Source organism: Megasphaera hutchinsoni (assembly GCF_001553405.1).
Classification (GTDB): domain Bacteria; phylum Bacillota; class Negativicutes; order Veillonellales; family Megasphaeraceae; genus Megasphaera; species Megasphaera hutchinsoni.
Genome location: NZ_KQ960925.1, coordinates 86,839 through 107,990, shown reverse-complemented (window position 1 = coordinate 107,990; position 21,152 = coordinate 86,839). Strand labels below are relative to the sequence as shown.

Below are 21,152 nucleotides of genomic sequence, written 5' to 3'. Positions count from 1 at the left end.
CGTGCAGTTGCGGGCATAAAAAAAACCCCAGCAAATGCTTCGGGGCAAAGAAACAAAAAATAAAATATCTTTTCACCTTCTTCTATCCAGACTATACTGTCGGTTTTGGAATTGCACCAAATCCTGCGCTAACGCGCTCGCGGACTATACCGCCGATCGGGAATTGCACCCTGCCCTGAAGATTCATTTTGTATGACGTTTTTATTATACTCTATTTACGTACTTTTGTCAAGGCGAATGGGCTTAGAGGTGGGAAAAGAAAATGAAAATAGGTCATGACATATGTATCTATATAGTATATGATATATAAAGGAGGTGCAGTATGCAGTACGGAATCATTATGTTATTTATTTTAGCCATTATGGGGGGTTGTATTGCCTATTTAGGAGATAAGATTGGCTCGCGAGTAGGAAAACGGAAAATCAAAATATTTGGATTGCGGCCAAAATATTCATCCATATTGATTACGATTATTACTGGCGTATGTATTGCAGCGATGACACTTTGTGTGTTGGGGATTCTTTCTGAAAATGTGCGGGTGGCCTTATTTGGTATACAACGATTACAGGAACAACGTGATCGGTTAGAAGCCCAAGAAAAAGAATTGGGGAAGATTTTGCAGAATAAAAATCGATTGATTGCAGAATCATCGCGGTTATTAGCTCAGCAAGATCAGCAATTAAAAAGAAAAAATCTGGCTCTTCAGCATACACAAATGGATTTACAACAGGCTAGGCAAGTGCGAGATGAAAAGACAAAACAGTTATTTATTATCCAAAAGGCGTTAAACGAAGCACGGCTACAGGAACAACGAGCCATATATGATAAGGAAAAGGCCAAACAAGAGCTAGTGTCGTTAGAAAAGACGAAACAGCGTATGATGGATACGATTCAATTATTGGATAAGCGGATACAATTTTTGAATGATAGTATGATACACGTACGGGAAGGTACGGTAATGTATCGATTTGGTGAAATTTTGTCTAGTTCGGTTATTTCGGGCGGGGGTAATGAATTGCAGGCAAAACAGCGTCTTAGTGAGGCTATTCAAGAAACGAATATACGGATTAGCAAGCAAATGGGTATACAAGATAAAAACGCAGTTTTAGTATATATTTCACCGACGGAGTTTAATGGTGCCGTAAAAGCATTGCAAGGCGCCGGCTCAAAACCGCTTTTGGTACGTATTGCCGCCGCAGGAAATATCATTTTAGGTGAACCGGCGTTGGTACATGTGCAATTATATGACCATATTAAAATGTATAGAAAAGGTGAGGTTGTATATACGTATCGCCTTACTCCGGAAATGATTACGGGTAATGCCGAGTTACAAGTGATGCGTATATTGCGTAAGGTCAATGAAACGGCACGTCAGAGAGGGGTGCTTCCCGATCCACTGACAGGAAATATAGGGGTCCTTTCGGCAGCGGATATGTTTAAGGCCATTTCATTGTTGCAACAATATCAAGATAGAACGATCGAAGTAAAGGTAATTTGCCGAGAAACGACGTATACGGAAGGACCATTAAATATTTCCTTGCAAATTACACCGGTTATATAAGGAGGGATAGGGATGATTGTAGCAATTGATCCGGGTTCAGAAAAAACGGGTATCGCTATCCTGCGTCGGGACGGGACACTCGTAGAAAAACATATCATTCCGTCCGCTTCTTTGGCAGCGGTATTAACGAAATTACAAGTGCAATATGGATTTACGCATATTGCTATGGGCGATGGGACGTGCCATAAACATTTGCAAGGGGTTGTTGCGGCATGGCTGGCGAAACAGATAAAGACGATTGCCTATGCATTAGTTGATGAAAAGAATACGACTGTCGAAGGAAGGCGGTTATATTTTCGTATGACCCCACGGCGAGGATGGCGGCGAGTGGTACCACTTTGTCTGCAGTTTCCCCCCGTGCCGGTAGATGATTTTGTCGCCTGGATTATTGGCCAAAGGTATATTCAACAACAGGGAGAGAACGTATGATTTCTTATATAGTGCGGATTATTGGTTTAGCTGTGGGAGCACTTATTTATACCTTAGGATTAGACATTTTTCTCGTACCCAATCAGGTTATTGATGGAGGCATCGTAGGCGTTTCCCTTATGGTAGCACAGGTTACGGGACTTAGTTTCAGTGTGTTTATTATTTTGTTTAATATTCCCTTTTTTATTCTGGGGTATAAGAAAATTGGTAGTTTATTTACAGTATTATCGCTTATATCTGTTATTAGCCTATCCTTTTGGAATAAAATATTACATATGGCTCACTTGACGCCTGTTACGTATGATCCCTTTTTATCGACTATTTTTGGGGGCATCATTATTGGGGTAGGTGTCGGTTTGATTATTCGTTGGGGGGGCTCATTAGATGGAACGGAAATTTTAGCCATTATTGCCGATAAAAAGATTCCCTTTTCTGTGGGGGAAGTAATCATGTTTTTTAACCTATTTATTTTAGGCATTTCAGGCTTTGTCTTTTCTTGGGATAGTGCAATGTATTCGTTGATTGCGTATTTTATTGCATATAAAATGATTGATGTCGTTGCCAATGGTTTGGATGAAATGAAAGGGGTTTTAATTGTGACGACACAACATGATGAAGTATCACATTATTTGTTGCATCGGCTGGGACGGGCTGTTACCTTGTTACATGGGGAAGGTGCATATATGCGGCAATCAACAAAAGTATTATATTGTGTCGTATCCCGGTTAGAAGTAATGACGATTAAAGAGGCGGTACATCAAGTTGATGAACAGGCGTTTATTTCCATTTTTGATATTCGTGAAGCTCATGGGGGACTATTTAAAAAAAGACGATCGAGCCATGTTTAATATGAATTTTTATAAAAAATAATTGACAGAAAGAACATCTTTGATATTATATAAAAAAAGGAATACATATATGTGTTATTAGTATGAATGGAGGATTATAAGATGAAACAATTGCAATTTAACATTGAAGATGTATGTGGTACCTTATCAGAAAATAAAGATGGTTGGCGTAAACAATTAACGTATATTAGCTGGAATAATCGTGCACCTAAATTTGATTTGCGTGCATGGGATCCCGAGTATCAAGCGATGACTAAAGGGATTACGTTGACAAAGGATGAAATTATAGAGTTACGGGATATTTTAAATAAATTAGATGTAGATAAGTATTAAGGGAGTTAAAAAGTATGCTATGTCACAGTTGTGTAAGAATGCATACTTTTTTTGCTATGTATAAAACTTGCAAAATAGATAAAATCATTATATAATCTCTAGTTGTATGTACTATTAGTACTTGGTCATAATAAAGGTGATAAGAGATGGGTCGTATAGTGAGACAAAAACGGCATGAGTTATTAAAAAAACGAATTGAAGATAATCCATTCATCAATGATGAAGAGCTAGCGGAATTATTTTCCGTGAGTGTGGCAACAATTCGTTTAGATCGCTTGGCCTTAGGTATTCCGGAAATGCGGATTCGCATTAAAGAAAAGGCACAGGCACTACCTATGCGACAATCGGCTGGTGAAGTTGGCGAAGTCGTCGAATGCACAGTAGGAGAGCGGGCAATTTCTATTTTAACCGCGACGGTCGATATGGTAGATGAAGCGCATATTGTACGTTCACAGGTATTGTATGCACAGGCGAATGCCTTGGCTCGGCATGTATTGCATTTACCCGTTATTATTACGTCTGTTGCTAATATGAAGTACAAACAGCCAGTTACAGCTGGCGATACACTGGTGGCAATGGCTGAAGTGATTCGTCAACGAGAAAATAAATATTATGTTTGGGTTAAAACACGCAAGAATGGAAAAGAAGTTTTTCGTACAAAGTTTATTATTGAATCATTAGAATAATGGAGTTGCTTTACATGAAGATTGCTGTAGATGCCATGGGTGGTGATTATGCACCGGAGGAAACCGTTTTAGGTGCTATTGACGCTGTTCAGACAGATGATATTGAAGTTGTTTTGGTCGGCGATGAAACACGGTTACGTGCTTTATTAAAAGAATATGGAGCGGCTCAACAGAGTCGAATATCCATTGTACATGCGAGTGAAGTCATAGAAATGCACGAACACCCGGCACAGGCGATTCGTAAGAAAAAGGATGCATCGATTTTAGTAGCTACGCGGTTAGTTAAAGAAGGCCGCTGCGATGCGGTTGTTGCACCGGGGAGTACAGGTGCGGCGGTGAGTGCTGCTTTACTTGGGTTAGGGCGTATTAAGGGAATTGAACGACCTTGTATTGCGACTCCCCTTCCGTCTAAAAAGGGAATTACGGTGTTGCTGGATTCAGGAGCAAATGCGAATAGCAAACCTAAGCATTTACTAGAAGGTGCAATTATGGGTGCTCATTATGCGAAATATATTTTGGGTATTGCCGATCCGCTTGTCGGATTGTTAAATATAGGTGAAGAAGCATCTAAGGGAAATGATTTGTGTCAACGTACCTATCCTTTGCTAGAACATTTAAAGACCATTTCTTTTTATGGAAATGTAGAGGGACGAGATATTCCCAATGGCACGGTCGATGTGGTCGTTTGTGATGGTTTTGTCGGCAATGTTATTTTGAAATTTGGCGAAGGAATGGCTTTGTTTATTATCAAATTAGTAAAAGATGCGATTCGTCATGGCGGTTGGTTGGCTAAATTGGGGGCATTAGCAGTATACCCCGCTTTAAAAAGCTTGAAAAAGCGATTGGATTTTACGGAATATGGTGGGGCTCCTTTACTGGGGGTGAATGGCAGTTTTATTATTTGTCATGGCAGTTCTAAAGCTAAGGCGATAAAAAATGCGATTCGCATTGCCAGTGAATTTGTGGAAAAAGATGTAGTAGGCCATATTCGTAAAAGTATCGAGGAGGAACAAGTTGAACAATACAATGAACAATAAGGCTATATATGCAGGGGTATTAGGCACAGGGCATTATGCGCCTGAAAAGGTGTTGACCAATGCTGACTTGGAAAAAATGGTAGATACCTCCGATGAATGGATACAATCTCGGACAGGAATTTGTCAACGACATATTGCGGCGGATGATATGAATACATCTGATATGAGTACGATTGCGGCAAAGCAGGCACTAGAAATGGCAGGACTTCAAGCTACTGATATTGATTTGATTATCGTTTGCACCTTAACTGCGGATATGACGATTCCATCGACCGCATGCATTGTCCAGAAAAATTTAGGTGCTACAAAGGCCGCTGTATTTGATTTATACGCGGCATGCTCGGGTTTTGCTTATGGGGCGATCACGGCTACGCAATTTATTGAAAATGGTATGTACCGCCACGTATTGGTTATTGGTGCAGAAATTTTAAGTCGTGTCTTGAATTATAGCGACCGCAATACGTGTGTGCTGTTTGGAGACGGTGCTGGCGCGGCTGTCTTTGGACCGGTTGAAAAAGGATATGGCGTGTTGGGGGTAGACATGGGAGCTGATGGCAATGGCGGAGAATATTTATGTATTCCTTCTAGTGGCGTAGCTTTATTACCAACGGATGAAAATCGTCAAAAAGGCTTGACTTATGTTCATATGAACGGTAAGGAAGTATATAAATTTGCTGTTAAGGTCATGGGACAAACGGCGGTAAATGCATTAAATCGAGCAGGTCTTTCTTATGAAGATATTGATTTAATGGTACCGCATCAAGCCAATATTCGTATTATTCAATCGGCGGCAAAACGGTTGCATTTACCGATGGAAAAAGTATTTGTTAATATCCAAAAATATGCGAATACATCTGGGGCTTCCATTCCGATTGCACTGGATGAAGCCAATCGACAAGGACGTATGAAAAAAGGAGATATTATCGTTATTGCCGGATTTGGTGCAGGACTTACCTGGGGTGGTCTAGTCATGAAATGGGCAATATAGAAAAGGGAGTGAATAGATGATGAAAAAGGCTTTTGTTTTTCCTGGTCAAGGAGCACAAAAAGTGGGTATGGTAAAAGATTTGTACGATCAATATGCAATGGTCCGTGAAGTCTTTGAAGAAGCGGATGATGCGTTAGGTTTTTCCCTTACGAAATTATGCTTTGAAGGTCCTGATGAAGAATTAATGAAAACCTATCATACGCAACCTGCTATTTTAACTGCTAGTGTCGCTTGCTATCGTATATTAGTAGCGGAAGGTATCAAACCGGATATAGTAGCTGGTCATAGTTTGGGGGAATATTCGGCGTTAGTAGCAGCCCAAGTTATGTCCTTTGCCGATGCCGTACGTACCGTACGGTTGCGGGGGCAATTCATGCAAGAGGCGGTTCCCTTAGGCGAAGGTGCTATGGCAGCCATTATGGGCCTTGATGATGAACGCATTGCGGCGATTTGTGCAGACATTTCATCGGTGGGCGGTGTGGTTGAACCGGTAAATTATAATTGCCCAGGCCAATTGGTTATTGCCGGTAGTACGAAGGCTGTGCAACAGGCAACGGAAGAACTTAAAAAGGCGGGAGCAAAACGGGCCGTTATGCTCCATGTTAGTGCACCCTTCCATAGTTCGCTCATGCAACCAGCGGCGAAACGATTGGGGGAAGTGTTACATGATCTTACGTTGCAACAAGCAACGATTCCCGTTGTCTTGAATGTTACGGGACAGCCTGAAACAGATGCGGCAGCGATTAAAGAAGCGTTAGTCAAACAGGCGGCTAGTCCTGTGTTATGGATCACTTGCACGCAGACGATGAAAAATATGGGGGCAGATGTATTGGTCGAAGTTGGACCAGGCAAAACGCTTTGTGGATTTACACGGAAAATAGATCGGTCACTACATTGTGAACATGTAGATGATGTGACATCATTAGAAGAAACGTTAACTTTTTTTCAGGGAGGAAATTAAGATGAATATAACGGAAAAGACAGCCATTGTTACGGGAGGTTCTCGTGGTATTGGACGTGCCATTGCCGTTGAATTAGCAAAAGCTGGCGTGCAAGTTGCTATTATATATGCGGGAAATACGGCGGCAGCAGAAGAAACCTTAGCGTTAGTAAAAGCACAGGGTGTTCAAGGAATGATGATACAATGTGACGTAGCCGATGGAGCGGCCGTAGAAGCGATGGTAAAAGAAGTGAAAGATACGTTTGGCTCCATTGACATATTGGTGAATAATGCAGGTATTACGAGGGATACCTTGCTGATGCGGATGAAAGAAACGGAATGGCAAGAAGTATTGGATACCAATTTGACGGGTGTATTTCATTGTACACGTCAAGTTAGCAAGTTGATGATCAAGCAGCGTCATGGTATTATCATTAATTTGACATCTATCGTTGGGCTTGTGGGAAATGCAGGACAAGCTAATTATAGTGCCGCAAAAGCGGGAGTTATTGGTTTTACTAAGGCCGTAGCAAAAGAATTAGCATCGCGGAATATTCGCGTTAATGCAATTGCACCCGGTTTTATTGAAACGGATATGACGGCCGTTTTAAGTGATACGGCGAAAGAAGATATTTTAAAGACGATTCCTATGGGACGCATGGCGAAACCGGAAGAAGTAGCTACGGTAGCGGCCTTTTTGGCATCAGAAGAAGCAAAGTACATGACAGGCCAAGTTTTACATGTAGACGGTGGCATGATTATGTAATATAATACAAAGGCATATTATATTGAAAGGGGGTGAATGATACATGAGCGGAGAAAATACATTTGAAAAAGTAAAAAGCATCGTAGTAGAACAATTAGGTGTGGATGAAAAAGAAGTAAAACTTGATGCTGCTTTTATTGATGATTTAGGCGCGGATTCTTTGGATATCGTTGAATTAATCATGGCTTTTGAAGAAGAATTCAATATCGAAATCCCTGATGACGTTGCAGAAAAAATTAAGACGGTACAGGATACGGTGGATTACATCGAAAAAGAAAAAAAAGCGTAAGTTGACGATGAGAACCAGAGGGAAACCCGGTGGTTTCCCTTCTGGTATCTTGAATGGAGGAAAAAACGGTGAAGCTGCCAGAACTAAAAATAGGTAAGCTCATAGCAAAAGTGCCAATTATTCAAGGTGGTATGGCGATACGGTTGTCGACGGCTCGATTAGCCGCAGCTGTTGCAAATGAAGGTGGCATTGGTTTAATTGCGGCGTCGGGAATGCCTTTTGATGAATTACGGCATGAAATTCGATTGGCAAGAAAATTAACTCCTCATGGAGGAATTATTGGTATTAATGTTATGGTTGCAGCAAGACAATTTAAAGAATTAGTTGCTGTTGCTATTGAAGAAGGAATCGATCTAGTTGTTGCTGGGGCAGGTTTTTCACGCGATATGTTTTTGTGGGGAAAAGAAAGTGGAACACCTATTGTTCCCATTGTTTCAACAGCAAAGCTAGCTAAAATATCCCAAACCCTGGGTGCTTCGGCTATTATTGTAGAGGGGTCAGAAGCAGGCGGGCATCTGGGAACGAATCGACCGAGTCGAGATATTGTGCCAGAAGTACGGGCAGCAGTTGATTTACCCGTTATTGGTGCAGGCGGCGTTTTATCTGGCGCCGATGTAGTAACGATGTTAAAGTTGGGAGCCAATGGCGTGCAAATGGGAAGCCGTTTTGCCGCTAGTGTCGAATCTAATGCATCGGATGAATTAAAAAAAGTATACTTACGGGCCAATAAGCCAGAAGATTTTGTTTTAGTGCATAGCCCCGTAGGGTTACCAGGACAAGCTATTCGGACACCCTTTTCTGAACGTATTATGATAGATAAGGCACCACGTCCTGAACACTGTGATGTTTGTCTAAAAAAATGTAGTCATAAATATTGTATTATTCGTGCGTTATCAAGGGCACAACAAGGCGATGTGGAAACGGGTTTGGTCTTTTCTGGACGATGTATGCAATATATTCACGATATTTTGCCAGTAAAAGAAATCTTTGCGAATATTACCCGTGAAGCAGCGGCAATTTCAGAATAATCGTGTTCATAAAAAAATGAGGTGAAAAGGTTGGAAAAACGAGTTGTAATTACCGGGCTGGGTGTTATTTCTCCAGTTGGTATAGGGAAGGACGTATTTTGGCAGGCCTTACTGGATGGTAAGAATGGTATTAAGAAAATTACGCATTTTGATGCAACCGAGTATACGGCACAAATTGCAGGGGAAGTTACCGATTTTGATCCAACGGTGTATGGGATTGATAAAAAAGAAGCACGTCATATGGATTTATCGACACAGTATGCTGTGTGTGCCTCGAAGATGGCTTTAGATGATTCTACATTAAATTTAGATGACGAAGATAGAGATCGTATCGGAACGGTTATTGGTACGGGTATTGGTGGCATTGAAACACTTCATAACTTGTATAAAGGGTTGTTTGCTAAAGGGCCCGGGCGAGTTAATCCTTTCTCTGTACCTAAGATGATTGGCAATATGGCATCGGGACAGGTATCTATTACGTTTGGTTTACAAGGCAATTGCCTAAGTGTAGTTACTGCTTGTGCAACTGGAACCAATTCTATCGGCGAAGCGTTTCGTAAAATTCAACGGGGTGAGTTAGATGTAGTCGTAGCAGGTGGTACGGAAGCGGCTATTTCTCCTGCGTCCGTAGCCGGCTTTGCTGCTATGAAGGCGTTAAGCACGTGTAATGATGATCCGGAACACGCTTCCCGTCCTTTTGATAAAGATCGTAATGGTTTTGTTATGGGTGAAGGCTCGGGAATTGTTATTTTAGAAGAATTAGAACATGCGGTAAAACGGGGTGCACATATTTATTGTGAAGTTGCTGGTTATGGAAGTAATGCCGATGCATATCATATTACAGCACCAGCACCAGAAGGAATACAGCAGTCGAAGTGCGTAGAATTGGCTTTGCGTGATGCAAATGTCACACCACAGGAAGTGGATTATGTTAATGCCCATGGTACGTCCACTCGTTTAAATGATTTAAATGAATCAAAGGCGGTAGCACGAGTTTTTGGTGAAAATTGTAAGCATCTTTTGATGAGTTCAACGAAGTCCATGACAGGACACTTGTTAGGGGCTGCCGGTGCAGTTGAAGCGATTGCTTGTGCGATGACGATTGAAACGGGGAAGGTTCATCCGACTCGTAACTTTGTTGAACCGGAAGATGAATTAAAAGAATTAGGCTTGAATTATGTACCACAAACATTTGTTGAAAAAAATGTGCGTGTAGCTATTTCCAATTCCTTTGGTTTTGGGGGGCATAATGCGACACTTCTATTTAAAAAGTACGAATAAAGCGGCATGATGATACGTATGGATGCACGAAGAAAAGCACAATTAGACGAATTTCTTGCTCGTATACAGGTGAGCTCTTTTGACCAATGGCACTTGTTAGATGCAGCATTGACGCATTCTTCATATGCAAATGAGCATCAATGCGGGCATGAATATTGTAATGAACGCTTAGAGTTTTTAGGCGATGCGATTTTAGATATGGTGGTAGGCGAATACCTCTTTTTGCATTATCCGCATATGATGGAAGGGGATCTGTCTAAGGCACGAGCAAGTGTGGTTAGTGAAGCCCCGTTAGCAGATGTATGCAGAGATTTAAATATGGGGCAATACATGTTATTAGGGCATGGCGAGATTAAGTCAGGTGGAAAATTTCGGCACAGTATATTAGCAGATGCCTTTGAAGCGGTTGTCGGGGCATTGTATTTGGGCGGCTCTTATGAGATGGCTCGTACATTCATCTTAACGCAATTGCAACCTTATTTGCAGCGTATTCAAAATGGCCATTATGGTAGGGATTATAAAACGCAATTTCAAGAGTATATTCAGCAAGATGGCGAGCATAATATTACGTATGTACTCTGTGCTGAAACAGGACCTGATCACAATAAAACATTTACGATGCAAGTTTGCGTAGATGGGAGTATACGTGGTGTAGGTTCTGGAAAAAGTAAAAAAGAAGCGGAACAATGTGCTGCGCAAGCTGCATTACAGAAAGTATATGTTAAGGAGTAGAGATGTGGCTTTTGTCACATCTCTTTTTTTAGGAAATACCATGAAAACATCAATTATCCCCGTTTTTATTCCGCACATTGGCTGTCCGTATCGTTGTGTGTTTTGTAACCAATGGAAGATTACGGGACGACAAGGCCTACCGACATCAGCAGATGTAGCGGCACAAATAAAAGCATATATAACTGAAAATACACGAGATCGCCATTGGGAAGTGGCGTTTTATGGCGGAAGCTTTACGGCTATTCCCGTGGCTATACAAGAGGCGTTATTGACCCCGGCTAAACGAGCGTTGGAGGCGGGGAAAATTCAAGGAATTCGTTGTTCGACTCGACCTGATTGCATCGATGAAACGGTGTTGCAACGATTACTTGCATTTGGTGTCGATACGGTTGAATTAGGAGTTCAATCTTTGGATGATTATGTGTTACGTTTGGCGAAACGCGGTCATACGGCAAATGACGTAGAAAGAGCAACGACTAAACTGAAAGCATGGGGGATTCGCGTAGGACATCAGTTTATGCCAGGATTACCGGGCGAAACCGTAGCAAGCTTGCAGTATACCGTGGCACAAGCGTGTGCGTTACACTGTGATTTTGCCCGCATTTATCCAGTTGTCGTCATTGCAGGAACGGAACTAGCTATATCCTATCAAAAAGGAACCTATACGCCCTTATCTATTGCCGAAGGAATTCGGCGAGGTGCTTACATGAAACAAAAATTATTACAAGCTCGTATTCCCGTGATACGAACGGGTCTGCAAGCAACGGATGCGTTGAGTGATACCACGCAAGTGTTAGGGGGAGCGTATACACCGGCGATGGGAGAATTAATTGATACTTATCGTTATCGCCGGCAATTAATGGCCGTATTAGCACGATTACCACAAGGAGAAAAAATAACGATTTCTTATCATCGTACAGATACGTCACGGGTCCGAGGATATCGAAATCTTACCGTAAAGTTTTGTCAATGGCGATATGCTCTGGATATAGAATGGCATGAAAGAGAAGATCTTCCGCCGACGTGTGTGTCTGTACAAACGAGTAAGCGTGAATATATGCTCTATATGGATGCGGGGAGTATCTGAGAAGATATTTGTTTGCTCCTTATAGAGAGCCGGGGAAAAAAACAATGCCTGAAGATGGAGGCAGCGTTGTTTACGGCAGGAAAAGAAGGCTGTGCATAGAGACTAACTATACATTCATTTTTTGTATATGATATAATACAACTATTATGACTAGGTAGGAATTTAAAACGGTACGTTTTTATGATGGAGGAATGAAAAACATGGCAAGAGTGAAGATTACGGAAACCGTATTACGGGATGGGCATCAATCAATAGCGGCAACGCGTATGCGTTTACGACACATGATCCCCGTGTTGGAAGCAATGGATGAAGTGGGGTATAATGCCTTAGAATGTTGGGGTGGTGCTACGTTTGATACCTGTATGCGGTTTTTAGATGAAGATCCGTGGGAACGGTTGCGGACGTTAAAACGTTATGTAAAAAAAACACCATTGCAAATGTTATTTCGTGGTCAAAATATTTTAGGGTATCGAAATTATGCAGATGATGTGGTATATGAATTTGTGAATCGGGCTATTGATAACGGCATTGATATTATTCGTGTTTTTGATGCGTTAAATGATCCTCGTAATTTAGAATCTGCCATAAAAGCAGCGAAAGACACTAAAGCGGTGCAAGTACAAGGTGCATTGGTGTATACGATTAGTCCTATTCATACGATGGAATCATTTACTAAAGTGGCCTTAGAGTTACAAGCTATGGGTGTAGATTCGGTATGTATTAAAGATATGTCTGGCTTATTAACGCCGTATGATGCGTATAATTTAGTACGTATGCTAAAAAAACATTTACATGTTCCTTTAGAATTACATACTCACTGTACGTGTGGACTTGGTGAAATGACTTATTTAAAGGCAATTGAAGCAGGTGTAGATATTGTTGATACAGCCTTATCGCCGTTTGGTGAAGTAACGAGCCAACCCGCAACAGAGTCGATAGTTATGGCATTGCAAGGGAGTATTTATAATACGGATATTGATGTAGAACGCCTGTGGCCGTTAGCCGATCATTTTAAGGAGGTTCGCAAGGAAGTGGCAGAAGAATTTAAATTAACCATGCCATCGCAAATTAATCCCGCCGTGCGAAAATATCAAATACCTGGTGGAATGCTCACTAATTTATATAATCAGTTAAAAGGACAGGGTGCAGAAGACCGTTTTGACGAAGTGCTAACGGAAATGCCAAATGTGCGGCGTGACTTAGGATATCCCCCATTAGTTACACCGACTAGTCAAATTACTGGTTCAGAAGCGGCATTAAACGTTTTGTATGGTCGTTATAAAATTATTACCAATGAAGTGCGTGACATAGTTCGGGGAAAATATGGTCGTGTTCCAGGAACGATAGATCCGGAATTTCGGAAATTATGTATTGGTGATGAACCCGTTATTGATTACCGTCCAGCTGATGATTTAGAACCGGAATTGGATAAAGCAAAAGAAACGTTGGCCCAAGAAGGATTTCCTGATATGTCGCCGGAAGATGTGCTTAGCTTTGCTTTATTTCCAGAAGTGGCACTTCCCTTTTTTAAAAAACGACAAGAAAGGGAGAATAAATAAGGGTTTGCATTAAAAAAAATGGCCTTGTGGCCATTTTTCATTTAAGGTGTATGTGGTAATGCGGCAATAGAAGAAATTGTTTTTTATAGGGTAAAATAGCAGGAGAATAGTATGAATAAACGTAGTATGCGTATGTTAGGGTTTAATAAAATAAAACAACAATTAATGAGGGAAACAAGTTCTTGCTTATCTCGTAAATTAGTTAATGCTCTTTTTCCCGTGCAGCAGTCGCAAGAAGTGGCACGCTTATTAACGGAAACGGAAGAGGCTGTGACCTATCGTTTGCGTGAAAAAAACATGGTATCCTTGGCTATTTTTGATATTTATACGGTCTTAGATAAGGCCCAACGGGAAATTCTTTTAACGCCGCGAGAATGTACGGATATATGGCATAATATTGGTATATATGACGATTTACGACAGCATATTACGGATCGGGAAACGTATCCTCTTTTATGTCAATATATTGATGATATAGCGGATTTTTCGGAGTTGATACGAACCTTTACGCATATATTTGATGAGGACTTACAAATTCGTGATACGGCTTCATCCCAATTACAGCAATTACGGCAGCGGATGCGTGACTTAGAAGGGCGGACAAAACGATATATACAAGAGATAGTACAAGATAAGGATAAACAAAAATATTTTCAAGAAGCCCTGGTTACGGTACGGAATGCCCGTTATGTAATTCCAATCAAACAAGAATATCGGTATGCTTTTCCTGGCATTGTTCATGATACTTCCGCTAGTGGTGCTACGTTGTATATGGAACCGCTCAACATGGTGGATATGAACAATGAATTGCAAACGGTACGCGTGCGTGAACAGAAAGAAATTGAACGGATTTTTCAAGTTTTAACACATACGATTCATATGTGGGCAGAAGATTTACACAACGCAACGCAGGCAACGGCTCAAGTCGACATGATTTTTGCTAAGGCAAAATTAGCAGAACGGATGCATGCGTGTAGACCGAAGATGGCGAGGCATGGGCGAATTCATTTGATACAGGCACGGCATCCCTTAGTGCCTGCTAAACAGGTTGTGGCGAATACGATTATCCTCGGTGATACCTATCGCATGTTATTAATTACGGGATCTAATACGGGAGGTAAAACTGTTCTTATGAAGACGTTAGGCTTATTGGTGTGCATGCATCAGGCAGGGCTGTTTATTCCCGTAGAAGCAGACTCTGAATTGGCCGTTTTTCACGATGTTTTGGTGGATATTGGCGATGAACAGGATTTGACGCAAAATTTAAGTACCTTTTCAGGACATATGACACAGCTGATATATATTCTGAAGCATTGTCGGGTCGATGATTTGGTGTTAATTGATGAATTAGGCTCTGGTACGGATCCGGCAGAAGGTAGTGCTATTGCGATTGCGTTGTTAGAAGCACTCAAACAACGAGAACCGGTAGTTATGGTGACAACTCATTATAATGAGCTAAAGAATTACGCTTATCAAACTACGGGGATAGAAAATGGACACGTTGAATTTGATGAACGCACATTACAACCAACCTATCGGTTACAAATCGGTGCGGCTGGCAGCAGTCACGCTTTTAGTATTAGCGAACGGTTGGGGTTACCGCCAGACGTATTGGCACGTGCCAAAGAGATACGTAAACAAGCCGGTGATATGGATATGGAACAGGTATTGGCAAAGGTGAATCGTCAGGCAAAGTGGCTTGACGAAAAGGAACGTATCTTGAAAAAGCGGTTACAAGATGTAGGCAATCAAGCGGCACAATTATACCGAGAAAAACAACAATTACAAGCACAATATCAAACCGTATTGGAAAAGGCTAAAGCAGAGGCGCAGGAACGCAAACGTCAATTACGGGTAGAATCAGAACAGATCATTCGTGCGTTAAAAGAAGCACGTAAGCAGTCTTTAAAAGAAAAAACGGACGAACAGATTGCAGGCATACGGAAACGAATTAACGACTTGGCTATACCGAATTTGCCGGCGGCGAGTGATAAGCGGGCGGATCTTCTTAATATAAACGTAGGTGATTTTGTTTACCTTAATTCCTTACATGGGGTAGGCCAAGTAACAGCTATACAAGGTAAGCAAGTGACTGCTTCGATACGCGGGATGACCATTCGTGTGAAACGATCAGATATTAGTCAAGCGGATACACAAGAAATACAAGCAGCACAACAGAGGGAGAAAAAGGCGGCTACGTCCGAAAAAACGCATAGCTGCATCCGACCGAAGACGGTAGCGACAGAAATTAATATTATTGGTGAAACATATGTGGATGCGTTGCCACGGGTAGAACGCTTTTTAGATCAGGCACTAGTGGCCGGGTATAGTCCCGTAAAAATTATTCATGGTAAGGGAAGCGGTGCGTTACGCCGCCAAATTCATAGTTATTTAAGGGATTTGCCCTTTGTTACATCGGTCGTATTAGATGACGGCGATAATGGCGGAGCGGGTGTTACCTGGGTATATTTTTCTACGTAATAGGAAACGTTGAAAAGAAAAAAGTCTACGTGCGTATAAGCTACGGCGTAGACTTTTTTTTATAGTGACGGTAGATGTAACTGGCCTAATACCTGGCCAATAGGTTGGCGAAAGATTAAATCGGCTTTTTTATCCATATCCGTAGCGGCTTTGTTGAGTAATACGATATGTTTACCACGGTAATAATGGAGTAACCCCGCTGCCGGATACACGACTAAACTTGTACCACCAACAAGTAACAAATCGGCTTTTTGCAGTTGGTTTACCGATTCTTGTAATACGTCTTCATCCAAACTTTCTTCATATAAGACGACATCTGGTTTTATTGTGCCGCCACAGTGGGGGCAATGGGGAATAATCGTCGGACTATGTAAGATATCATCGGCTGAAAAGAAAGCGTGACAAGATTGGCAAAAATTTCGTAGCACGCTGCCATGAAGTTCCAATACATGTTGGCTACCTGCTTTTTGGTGTAAACCGTCAATATTTTGTGTAATGATGGCGGTTAATTTACCCATTTTTTCTAGTGTAGCCAATACCTGATGGGCCGTATTGGGAGAAGCGGACAGACAAAGCATTTTATCTCGATAGAAGCGATAAAACTCTTCCGTATGAGAAAGATAAAAGGAATGACTCAAGATGGTTTCGGGAGGAAATGCATAGGTTTGATGGTATAGCCCATCCGTACTACGGAAATCGGGAATCCCACTTTCCGTGGAAACGCCGGCACCACCAAAGAAGACGATGCGTGAAGCGTCGTTTATCCATTGTTGTAATTGCTTGATAGCTGTCATAGTAGCCTCCTTTTATGTGTTTTTTTTATTATACTATAAATAAAATGAAGACAATAGGAAATAAATATTTCACATTATGAAAATAAGTGGCATATGTATGTGTAAAATATGTTTTTTGCAGCAGAAAAAAAACGCTATTCTTTTCTATAATACAGAATATTAGCCATTTGCAAATAGAGAAAGTACAATATGCTATTCCTTAATTTAAAGAATACCGGGGAAAAACAAAGGTCGATTTTTTGAGTAACCTTTAAAAAAATATTATATTGACAGAAAAATAAAAAAATATTATCATATTTTTATGTACATTAGATGATGATTAATTGACGGTTATTTATATTAAAATAATGTATGAATATAATATAATAATGGTCAAAGAAAATTACATAAGGAGTGATGCAAAGATGATGGCAATTTTGGATTACTGGGATGGTGTATTGTATTATCCTATCTTGATTATTATATTGACCGTAGCAGGTTTGTATTTTACAGGTAAAACGGGATTTGTGCAATTACGTATGTTTGGGGAAAGTATCCGCGTAGTACGGGAAAAACCGGCAACAAAGGGAGCTGTATCATCCTTTCAGGCATTAATGGTTTCGACAGCTTCACGCGTAGGAACAGGTAATATTATCGGCGTTTCTACGGCTATCTGCTTAGGTGGCCCAGGGGCCGTATTTTGGATGTGGCTGCTGGCACTTATCGGTGGTTCGACCGCCTTTATTGAAAGTACGTTGGCACAAATTTTTAAACGGCGTGACGTACGTGGAGGGAGTTTTGGCGGCCCCGCTTATTACATTGAAGCGGCCTTGCATCAGCGGTGGCTGGGGGTGGTATTTGCCATTGCTTTGATACTTACCTATGCGGGTGGATTTAATCTGCTTTGTTCGTATAATATGCAGTCTACCTTTATGGCATATTCCTTTTATCAACCCGATAGTACGCCTTGGATTATTGGTGCTATTTTTGCATTAATTGTCGGGTATTGTTTGGTCGGCGGCGGTAAGCGGATTATCCGTATTACCTCTGTCTTAGTTCCCGTGATGGGGACGGTTTATATTATTGCGGCCTTATTGGTTATATTGCTAAACATCACTGCATTACCTCACGTGTTCTCTGTTATCTTTGCTGATGCTTTTGATTTTCAATCCATCTTAGGTGGCGTTTCTGGTTCGTGTATGATTTATGGTATTAAACGTGGCTTATATTCTAACGAAGCTGGTATTGGTTCAGCACCGAATGCAGCAGCAGCTGCCATGGTTAGTCACCCTGTAAAACAGGGGTTGGTACAGATGCTATCTGTATTTATTGATACCCTACTCGTGTGCAGTGCGACCGCATTTTTAGGGTTATTTTCGGGCGTACCGGCAACAGAAGAAGTGGCAGGAGCGTTATATATCCAACAAGCGGCGACTTCCGTATATGGTCATTTTGGTCCCTTGTTAATCACGATATGCATGCTTTTATTCGGCTTTTCTACGTTGATTGGAAATTTATATTATGTTGACAATTGCATTCATTTTATTCACCGCAAAATGCCTTCTCATTGGTTTGTTATCCTATTTCGGTTGGTGTGCATTTTCATTATCTTTATTGGTAGTGCCATGTCGATGGCTGCCGTGTGGGATATTGCAGATATTTTAATGGCACTTATGTGTATCATCAATATTCCTGCGTGCTTACTGTTAGGAAATATGGCGGTGCGTGCATTAAAGGATTATCAGCAACAGAAAAAAGCGGGACATGATCCGGTGTTTAAAGCAGCCGACATCGGGCTTGCCGATGATCGTGTAGAATTTTGGAAATAAACAAAAGATGTATTCCTTTATTAGAGGGAATACATCTTTTTTTTTGAGAGGTTCATCACAAGCGGATAAATTATGATATAATACAACAAATAGGAAAGGAGTTGGCACGATGATTATTAGAGATAATAGTACCAAAAATGGGGATACGCATAAACACATGAAAGGAAAAAACAAGGGAGAAACCGTGCAGATTGATTTGGGTCGGCCTATGACAGAAGAAGAAAAAAAGATTATGGAGCAATTGCAAGAAGGTATTCATCTATAAAAAGAAGAGGGAATACATGTATAGGGTTGACGAAAAGTATTTCTTTTTTAAGACACATGTTATATAATAGAAACATTGGATTATTTATAGAGAGGTTGGTATAGATTGAAGCCTGTTTTAGTGAAAATTCACAGCATGCAACAGGGCGTGGACGGCGAAAAAAATGAATTTGAATTAATCGCGGCTGGTTCCGCTCGTGTGCAGGGAGATACACAATATATTCGGTATAATGAAAGTAAGATTAATGAGATGGAAGGGGTTAAAACATTAGTAAAAGTGTTACCGGATCAATCGGTTAATTTGATTCGTACGGGCAATGTACATCAACATCATGAATTTCGTAAGGGAAAAGAACAGCGTTCTGTTTATGCATTGGAATTTGGTAAATTCGAAATGCATACGAAAGTTTATGAATGCAAAGTGGATATGAAAGATGGCATTGGTACCATTCATTTAGAATACAATGTTTCTTTAGAAGGACTATATAACAACTATACAAAATTAACCATAACGGTGCAGGAGGATCGAGCCTAATGGAGATAAAAGAACAGGTAATACAAGGCATTAGAGATGCCCTGCAAACTGCAATTGATACGGGAAAATTACCGGAAGGATCGTATCCGGAGGTAGCATTAGAAGTGCCACCACAAAAAGAGTTTGGTGATTTTGCAACCAATATTGCTATGCAATCGGCACGCGTGGCCCATCGTTCACCGCGAGATATAGCGACAATTTTGGTAGAAACATTACAGGGTTCATGGCTGGAAAAAGCGGAAATCGCAGGTGCGGGGTTTATTAATTTGTTTTTACGCAAACAGGTATTATTTACATCGCTTGCGGATATTTTAGCTGCTGGCGAAACATATGGTACGGCTCCTTTACGACCGGAAGATACGGTGCAAGTAGAGTTTGTTAGTGCCAATCCGACAGGCCCGTTACATGTTGGACACGGTCGCGGTGCAGCTTATGGTAGCAGCTTGGTCAATCTTTTGCGAGCAGCGGGCTATCAGGTGGAAGCAGAATACTATATTAATGATGCAGGCAATCAAATGGATAATTTAGCGGCATCCGTTAATGCACGGTATTTTGAATTATTAGGTCTGCCAGCGGAAATTCCTGAAAATGGGTATCACGGGCAAGATATCGTGGAGACGGCAAAGGCAATTCTTGAGCAAGATGGTGATCGATATGTCCATATGCCAGAAGCAGAACGGTTAGCCGCTTTTAAGGAACGGGCGTATGAAGAAAAATTAAAGGCACTAAAACGAGATTTAGAGGCCTTTCATGTCTACTATGATCGGTGGTTTAGTGAACGTACCTTACATCCGCAAGCCATTCAAGCGGCATGTGATGTATTGCGAAAACGAGGTACCGTTTATGATAAAGATGGTGCTGTATGGTTGCGGTCGACTGAATACGGTGATGATAAAGATCGCGTTGTTATTCGCGAAAATGGGGTGCCCACGTATTTTGCGGCAGATATTGCCTATCATAAAGATAAGTATGAACGGGGCTTTAAGGCGTTGATTAATATTTGGGGAGCTGACCATCATGGGTATGTAGCACGTGTGAAAGCAGCGATGTCAGCGCTTGGATATGATACGAAACGGCTCGAAGTGCTGTTATTGCAAATGGTCAGCTTGTTTAGAGATGGAAAACCCGTAAAAATGTCGAAGCGTACGGGTCAGGCGATTACATTAAATGAATTGATTGAAGAAGTCGGTGTTGATGCAGCTCGTTATTTCTTTATTATGCGATCACTGGATACGCAGTTAGACTTTGATTTAGATTTAGCAACATCACATAGCAATGAAAATCCTGTATACTATATTCAGTATGCGCATGCACGTATTTTTAGTATCTATCGCCAGGCACAAGAAGCAGGAATAGAAATACCACAAGCAGGAGATGATATTACTTGGGATACGTTGCAACAGGATATAGAATTAGAATTGATTAAAAAAATGTCTGTTTTTCCGGAGGAAGTACAACGTGCAGCTATTGCACGAGAACCCCATCGCATTGCTCATTATGCATATGAATTAGCGGGGTTATTCCATGCATTTTATAATCATTGTCGCATCATTCAAGAAGATCGAGCATTAGCTGTAGCACGGTTGGCTTTAGTTACAGCTGTACGCATTACGATTGCTAATAGTTTAGCTATGTTGGGCATTTCCGCACCACGGAAAATGTAAGTACATAGGATAGAGGAAATATCAATTTTAGGCTGATGAGGG

General features: G+C 41.2%; 21 protein-coding genes and 1 riboswitch. Of the genes, 20 read left to right on the top strand and 1 reads right to left on the bottom strand.

From position 1 onward, the window contains the following. Positions 1 to 70: 70 nt before the first annotated feature. Positions 71 to 187, bottom strand: a riboswitch (FMN riboswitch). Between the two features lie 135 nt (positions 188 to 322). The 16 genes from HMPREF3182_RS00595 to HMPREF3182_RS00520 all read left to right on the top strand — a co-directional run bounded on the left by HMPREF3182_RS00595 (position 323) and on the right by HMPREF3182_RS00520 (position 16,045). Beyond that, the gene (locus tag HMPREF3182_RS00595; RefSeq protein ID WP_062484905.1) at positions 323 to 1,561 is read left to right on the top strand and encodes a DUF3084 domain-containing protein; all 1,239 of its coding nucleotides are present in this window, start codon (positions 323 to 325) and stop codon (positions 1,559 to 1,561) included. Between the two features lie 12 nt (positions 1,562 to 1,573). Continuing rightward, positions 1,574 to 1,990 carry a RuvC family protein gene (locus tag HMPREF3182_RS00590; RefSeq protein ID WP_062484903.1) on the top strand — a complete coding sequence of 139 codons (417 nt, stop codon included), beginning with the start codon at positions 1,574 to 1,576 and terminating at the stop codon, positions 1,988 to 1,990. Continuing rightward, positions 1,987 to 2,838, top strand: coding sequence for a YitT family protein (locus HMPREF3182_RS00585; RefSeq protein WP_062484901.1), 852 nt, complete (start codon positions 1,987 to 1,989; stop codon positions 2,836 to 2,838). The genes HMPREF3182_RS00590 and HMPREF3182_RS00585 overlap by 4 nt, the downstream gene beginning before the upstream one ends. A 102-nt stretch (positions 2,839 to 2,940) precedes the next feature. Beyond that, positions 2,941 to 3,171, top strand: a complete 231-nt coding sequence (locus HMPREF3182_RS00580) for a YdbC family protein (RefSeq protein WP_007392881.1) — start codon at positions 2,941 to 2,943, stop codon at positions 3,169 to 3,171. Between the two features lie 146 nt (positions 3,172 to 3,317). Further along, complete coding sequence (locus HMPREF3182_RS00575; RefSeq protein ID WP_007392876.1) at positions 3,318 to 3,857, top strand: DeoR family transcriptional regulator; 540 nt, start codon at positions 3,318 to 3,320, stop codon at positions 3,855 to 3,857. Between the two features lie 14 nt (positions 3,858 to 3,871). Beyond that, positions 3,872 to 4,894 carry a phosphate acyltransferase PlsX gene (gene plsX, locus HMPREF3182_RS00570; protein ID WP_007392871.1) on the top strand — a complete coding sequence of 341 codons (1,023 nt, stop codon included), beginning with the start codon at positions 3,872 to 3,874 and terminating at the stop codon, positions 4,892 to 4,894. Next, on the top strand, positions 4,884 to 5,882 hold the full coding sequence (locus HMPREF3182_RS00565; RefSeq protein ID WP_071777857.1) for a beta-ketoacyl-ACP synthase III: 999 nt from the start codon (positions 4,884 to 4,886) through the stop codon (positions 5,880 to 5,882). The genes plsX and HMPREF3182_RS00565 overlap by 11 nt, the downstream gene beginning before the upstream one ends. Positions 5,883 to 5,901: 19 nt before the next feature. After that, on the top strand, positions 5,902 to 6,843 hold the full coding sequence (gene fabD / locus HMPREF3182_RS00560) for an ACP S-malonyltransferase (RefSeq protein ID WP_036257730.1): 942 nt from the start codon (positions 5,902 to 5,904) through the stop codon (positions 6,841 to 6,843). Position 6,844: 1 nt separating this feature from the next. Then, complete coding sequence (gene fabG / locus HMPREF3182_RS00555; protein ID WP_007392896.1) at positions 6,845 to 7,588, top strand: 3-oxoacyl-[acyl-carrier-protein] reductase; 744 nt, start codon at positions 6,845 to 6,847, stop codon at positions 7,586 to 7,588. A gap of 43 nt (positions 7,589 to 7,631) precedes the next feature. Then, complete coding sequence (locus tag HMPREF3182_RS00550; protein ID WP_062484899.1) at positions 7,632 to 7,877, top strand: acyl carrier protein; 246 nt, start codon at positions 7,632 to 7,634, stop codon at positions 7,875 to 7,877. A gap of 68 nt (positions 7,878 to 7,945) precedes the next feature. After that, the gene (locus HMPREF3182_RS00545; protein WP_007392832.1) at positions 7,946 to 8,905 is read left to right on the top strand and encodes an NAD(P)H-dependent flavin oxidoreductase; all 960 of its coding nucleotides are present in this window, start codon (positions 7,946 to 7,948) and stop codon (positions 8,903 to 8,905) included. 30 nt (positions 8,906 to 8,935) lie between these two features. Further along, positions 8,936 to 10,186: a beta-ketoacyl-ACP synthase II gene (fabF, locus tag HMPREF3182_RS00540; RefSeq protein ID WP_007392894.1), complete on the top strand. Its 1,251-nt coding sequence runs from the start codon at positions 8,936 to 8,938 to the stop codon at positions 10,184 to 10,186. A gap of 9 nt (positions 10,187 to 10,195) precedes the next feature. Beyond that, a complete protein-coding gene (gene rnc / locus HMPREF3182_RS00535; protein ID WP_007392821.1) occupies positions 10,196 to 10,918 on the top strand; it encodes a ribonuclease III in 723 nt (240 codons plus the stop codon). 4 nt (positions 10,919 to 10,922) lie between these two features. Then, positions 10,923 to 12,005 (top strand): elongator complex protein 3, encoded by a 1,083-nt coding sequence (locus HMPREF3182_RS00530; RefSeq protein ID WP_007392920.1) that lies wholly within the window; start codon positions 10,923 to 10,925, stop codon positions 12,003 to 12,005. Between the two features lie 200 nt (positions 12,006 to 12,205). After that, a complete protein-coding gene (locus HMPREF3182_RS00525) occupies positions 12,206 to 13,564 on the top strand; it encodes a pyruvate carboxylase subunit B (protein ID WP_062484897.1) in 1,359 nt (452 codons plus the stop codon). A gap of 111 nt (positions 13,565 to 13,675) precedes the next feature. Beyond that, entirely contained in the window at positions 13,676 to 16,045 is a 2,370-nt protein-coding gene (locus HMPREF3182_RS00520; protein ID WP_062484895.1) for an endonuclease MutS2, read from the top strand. 59 nt (positions 16,046 to 16,104) lie between these two features. On the opposite strand, the gene HMPREF3182_RS00515 is transcribed toward HMPREF3182_RS00520, so the two are convergent. Beyond that, positions 16,105 to 16,839, bottom strand: a complete 735-nt coding sequence (locus HMPREF3182_RS00515; RefSeq protein WP_007392927.1) for an NAD-dependent protein deacylase — start codon at positions 16,837 to 16,839, stop codon at positions 16,105 to 16,107. Positions 16,840 to 17,243: 404 nt separating this feature from the next. On the opposite strand from HMPREF3182_RS00515, the gene HMPREF3182_RS00510 reads away from it, so the two are divergent. The 4 genes from HMPREF3182_RS00510 (at position 17,244) to argS (ending at position 21,110) form a co-directional block, all read left to right on the top strand. After that, the gene (locus HMPREF3182_RS00510) at positions 17,244 to 18,647 is read left to right on the top strand and encodes an alanine/glycine:cation symporter family protein (protein ID WP_062484894.1); all 1,404 of its coding nucleotides are present in this window, start codon (positions 17,244 to 17,246) and stop codon (positions 18,645 to 18,647) included. A gap of 109 nt (positions 18,648 to 18,756) precedes the next feature. Next, complete coding sequence (locus HMPREF3182_RS07595; protein ID WP_180977858.1) at positions 18,757 to 18,912, top strand: hypothetical protein; 156 nt, start codon at positions 18,757 to 18,759, stop codon at positions 18,910 to 18,912. Between the two features lie 105 nt (positions 18,913 to 19,017). Beyond that, positions 19,018 to 19,446, top strand: coding sequence for a YwiB family protein (locus tag HMPREF3182_RS00505; protein ID WP_007392918.1), 429 nt, complete (start codon positions 19,018 to 19,020; stop codon positions 19,444 to 19,446). Beyond that, entirely contained in the window at positions 19,446 to 21,110 is a 1,665-nt protein-coding gene (gene argS / locus HMPREF3182_RS00500) for an arginine--tRNA ligase (RefSeq protein WP_062484892.1), read from the top strand. Before HMPREF3182_RS00505 ends, argS begins: the two co-directional genes overlap by 1 nt. Positions 21,111 to 21,152: the final 42 nt, after the last annotated feature.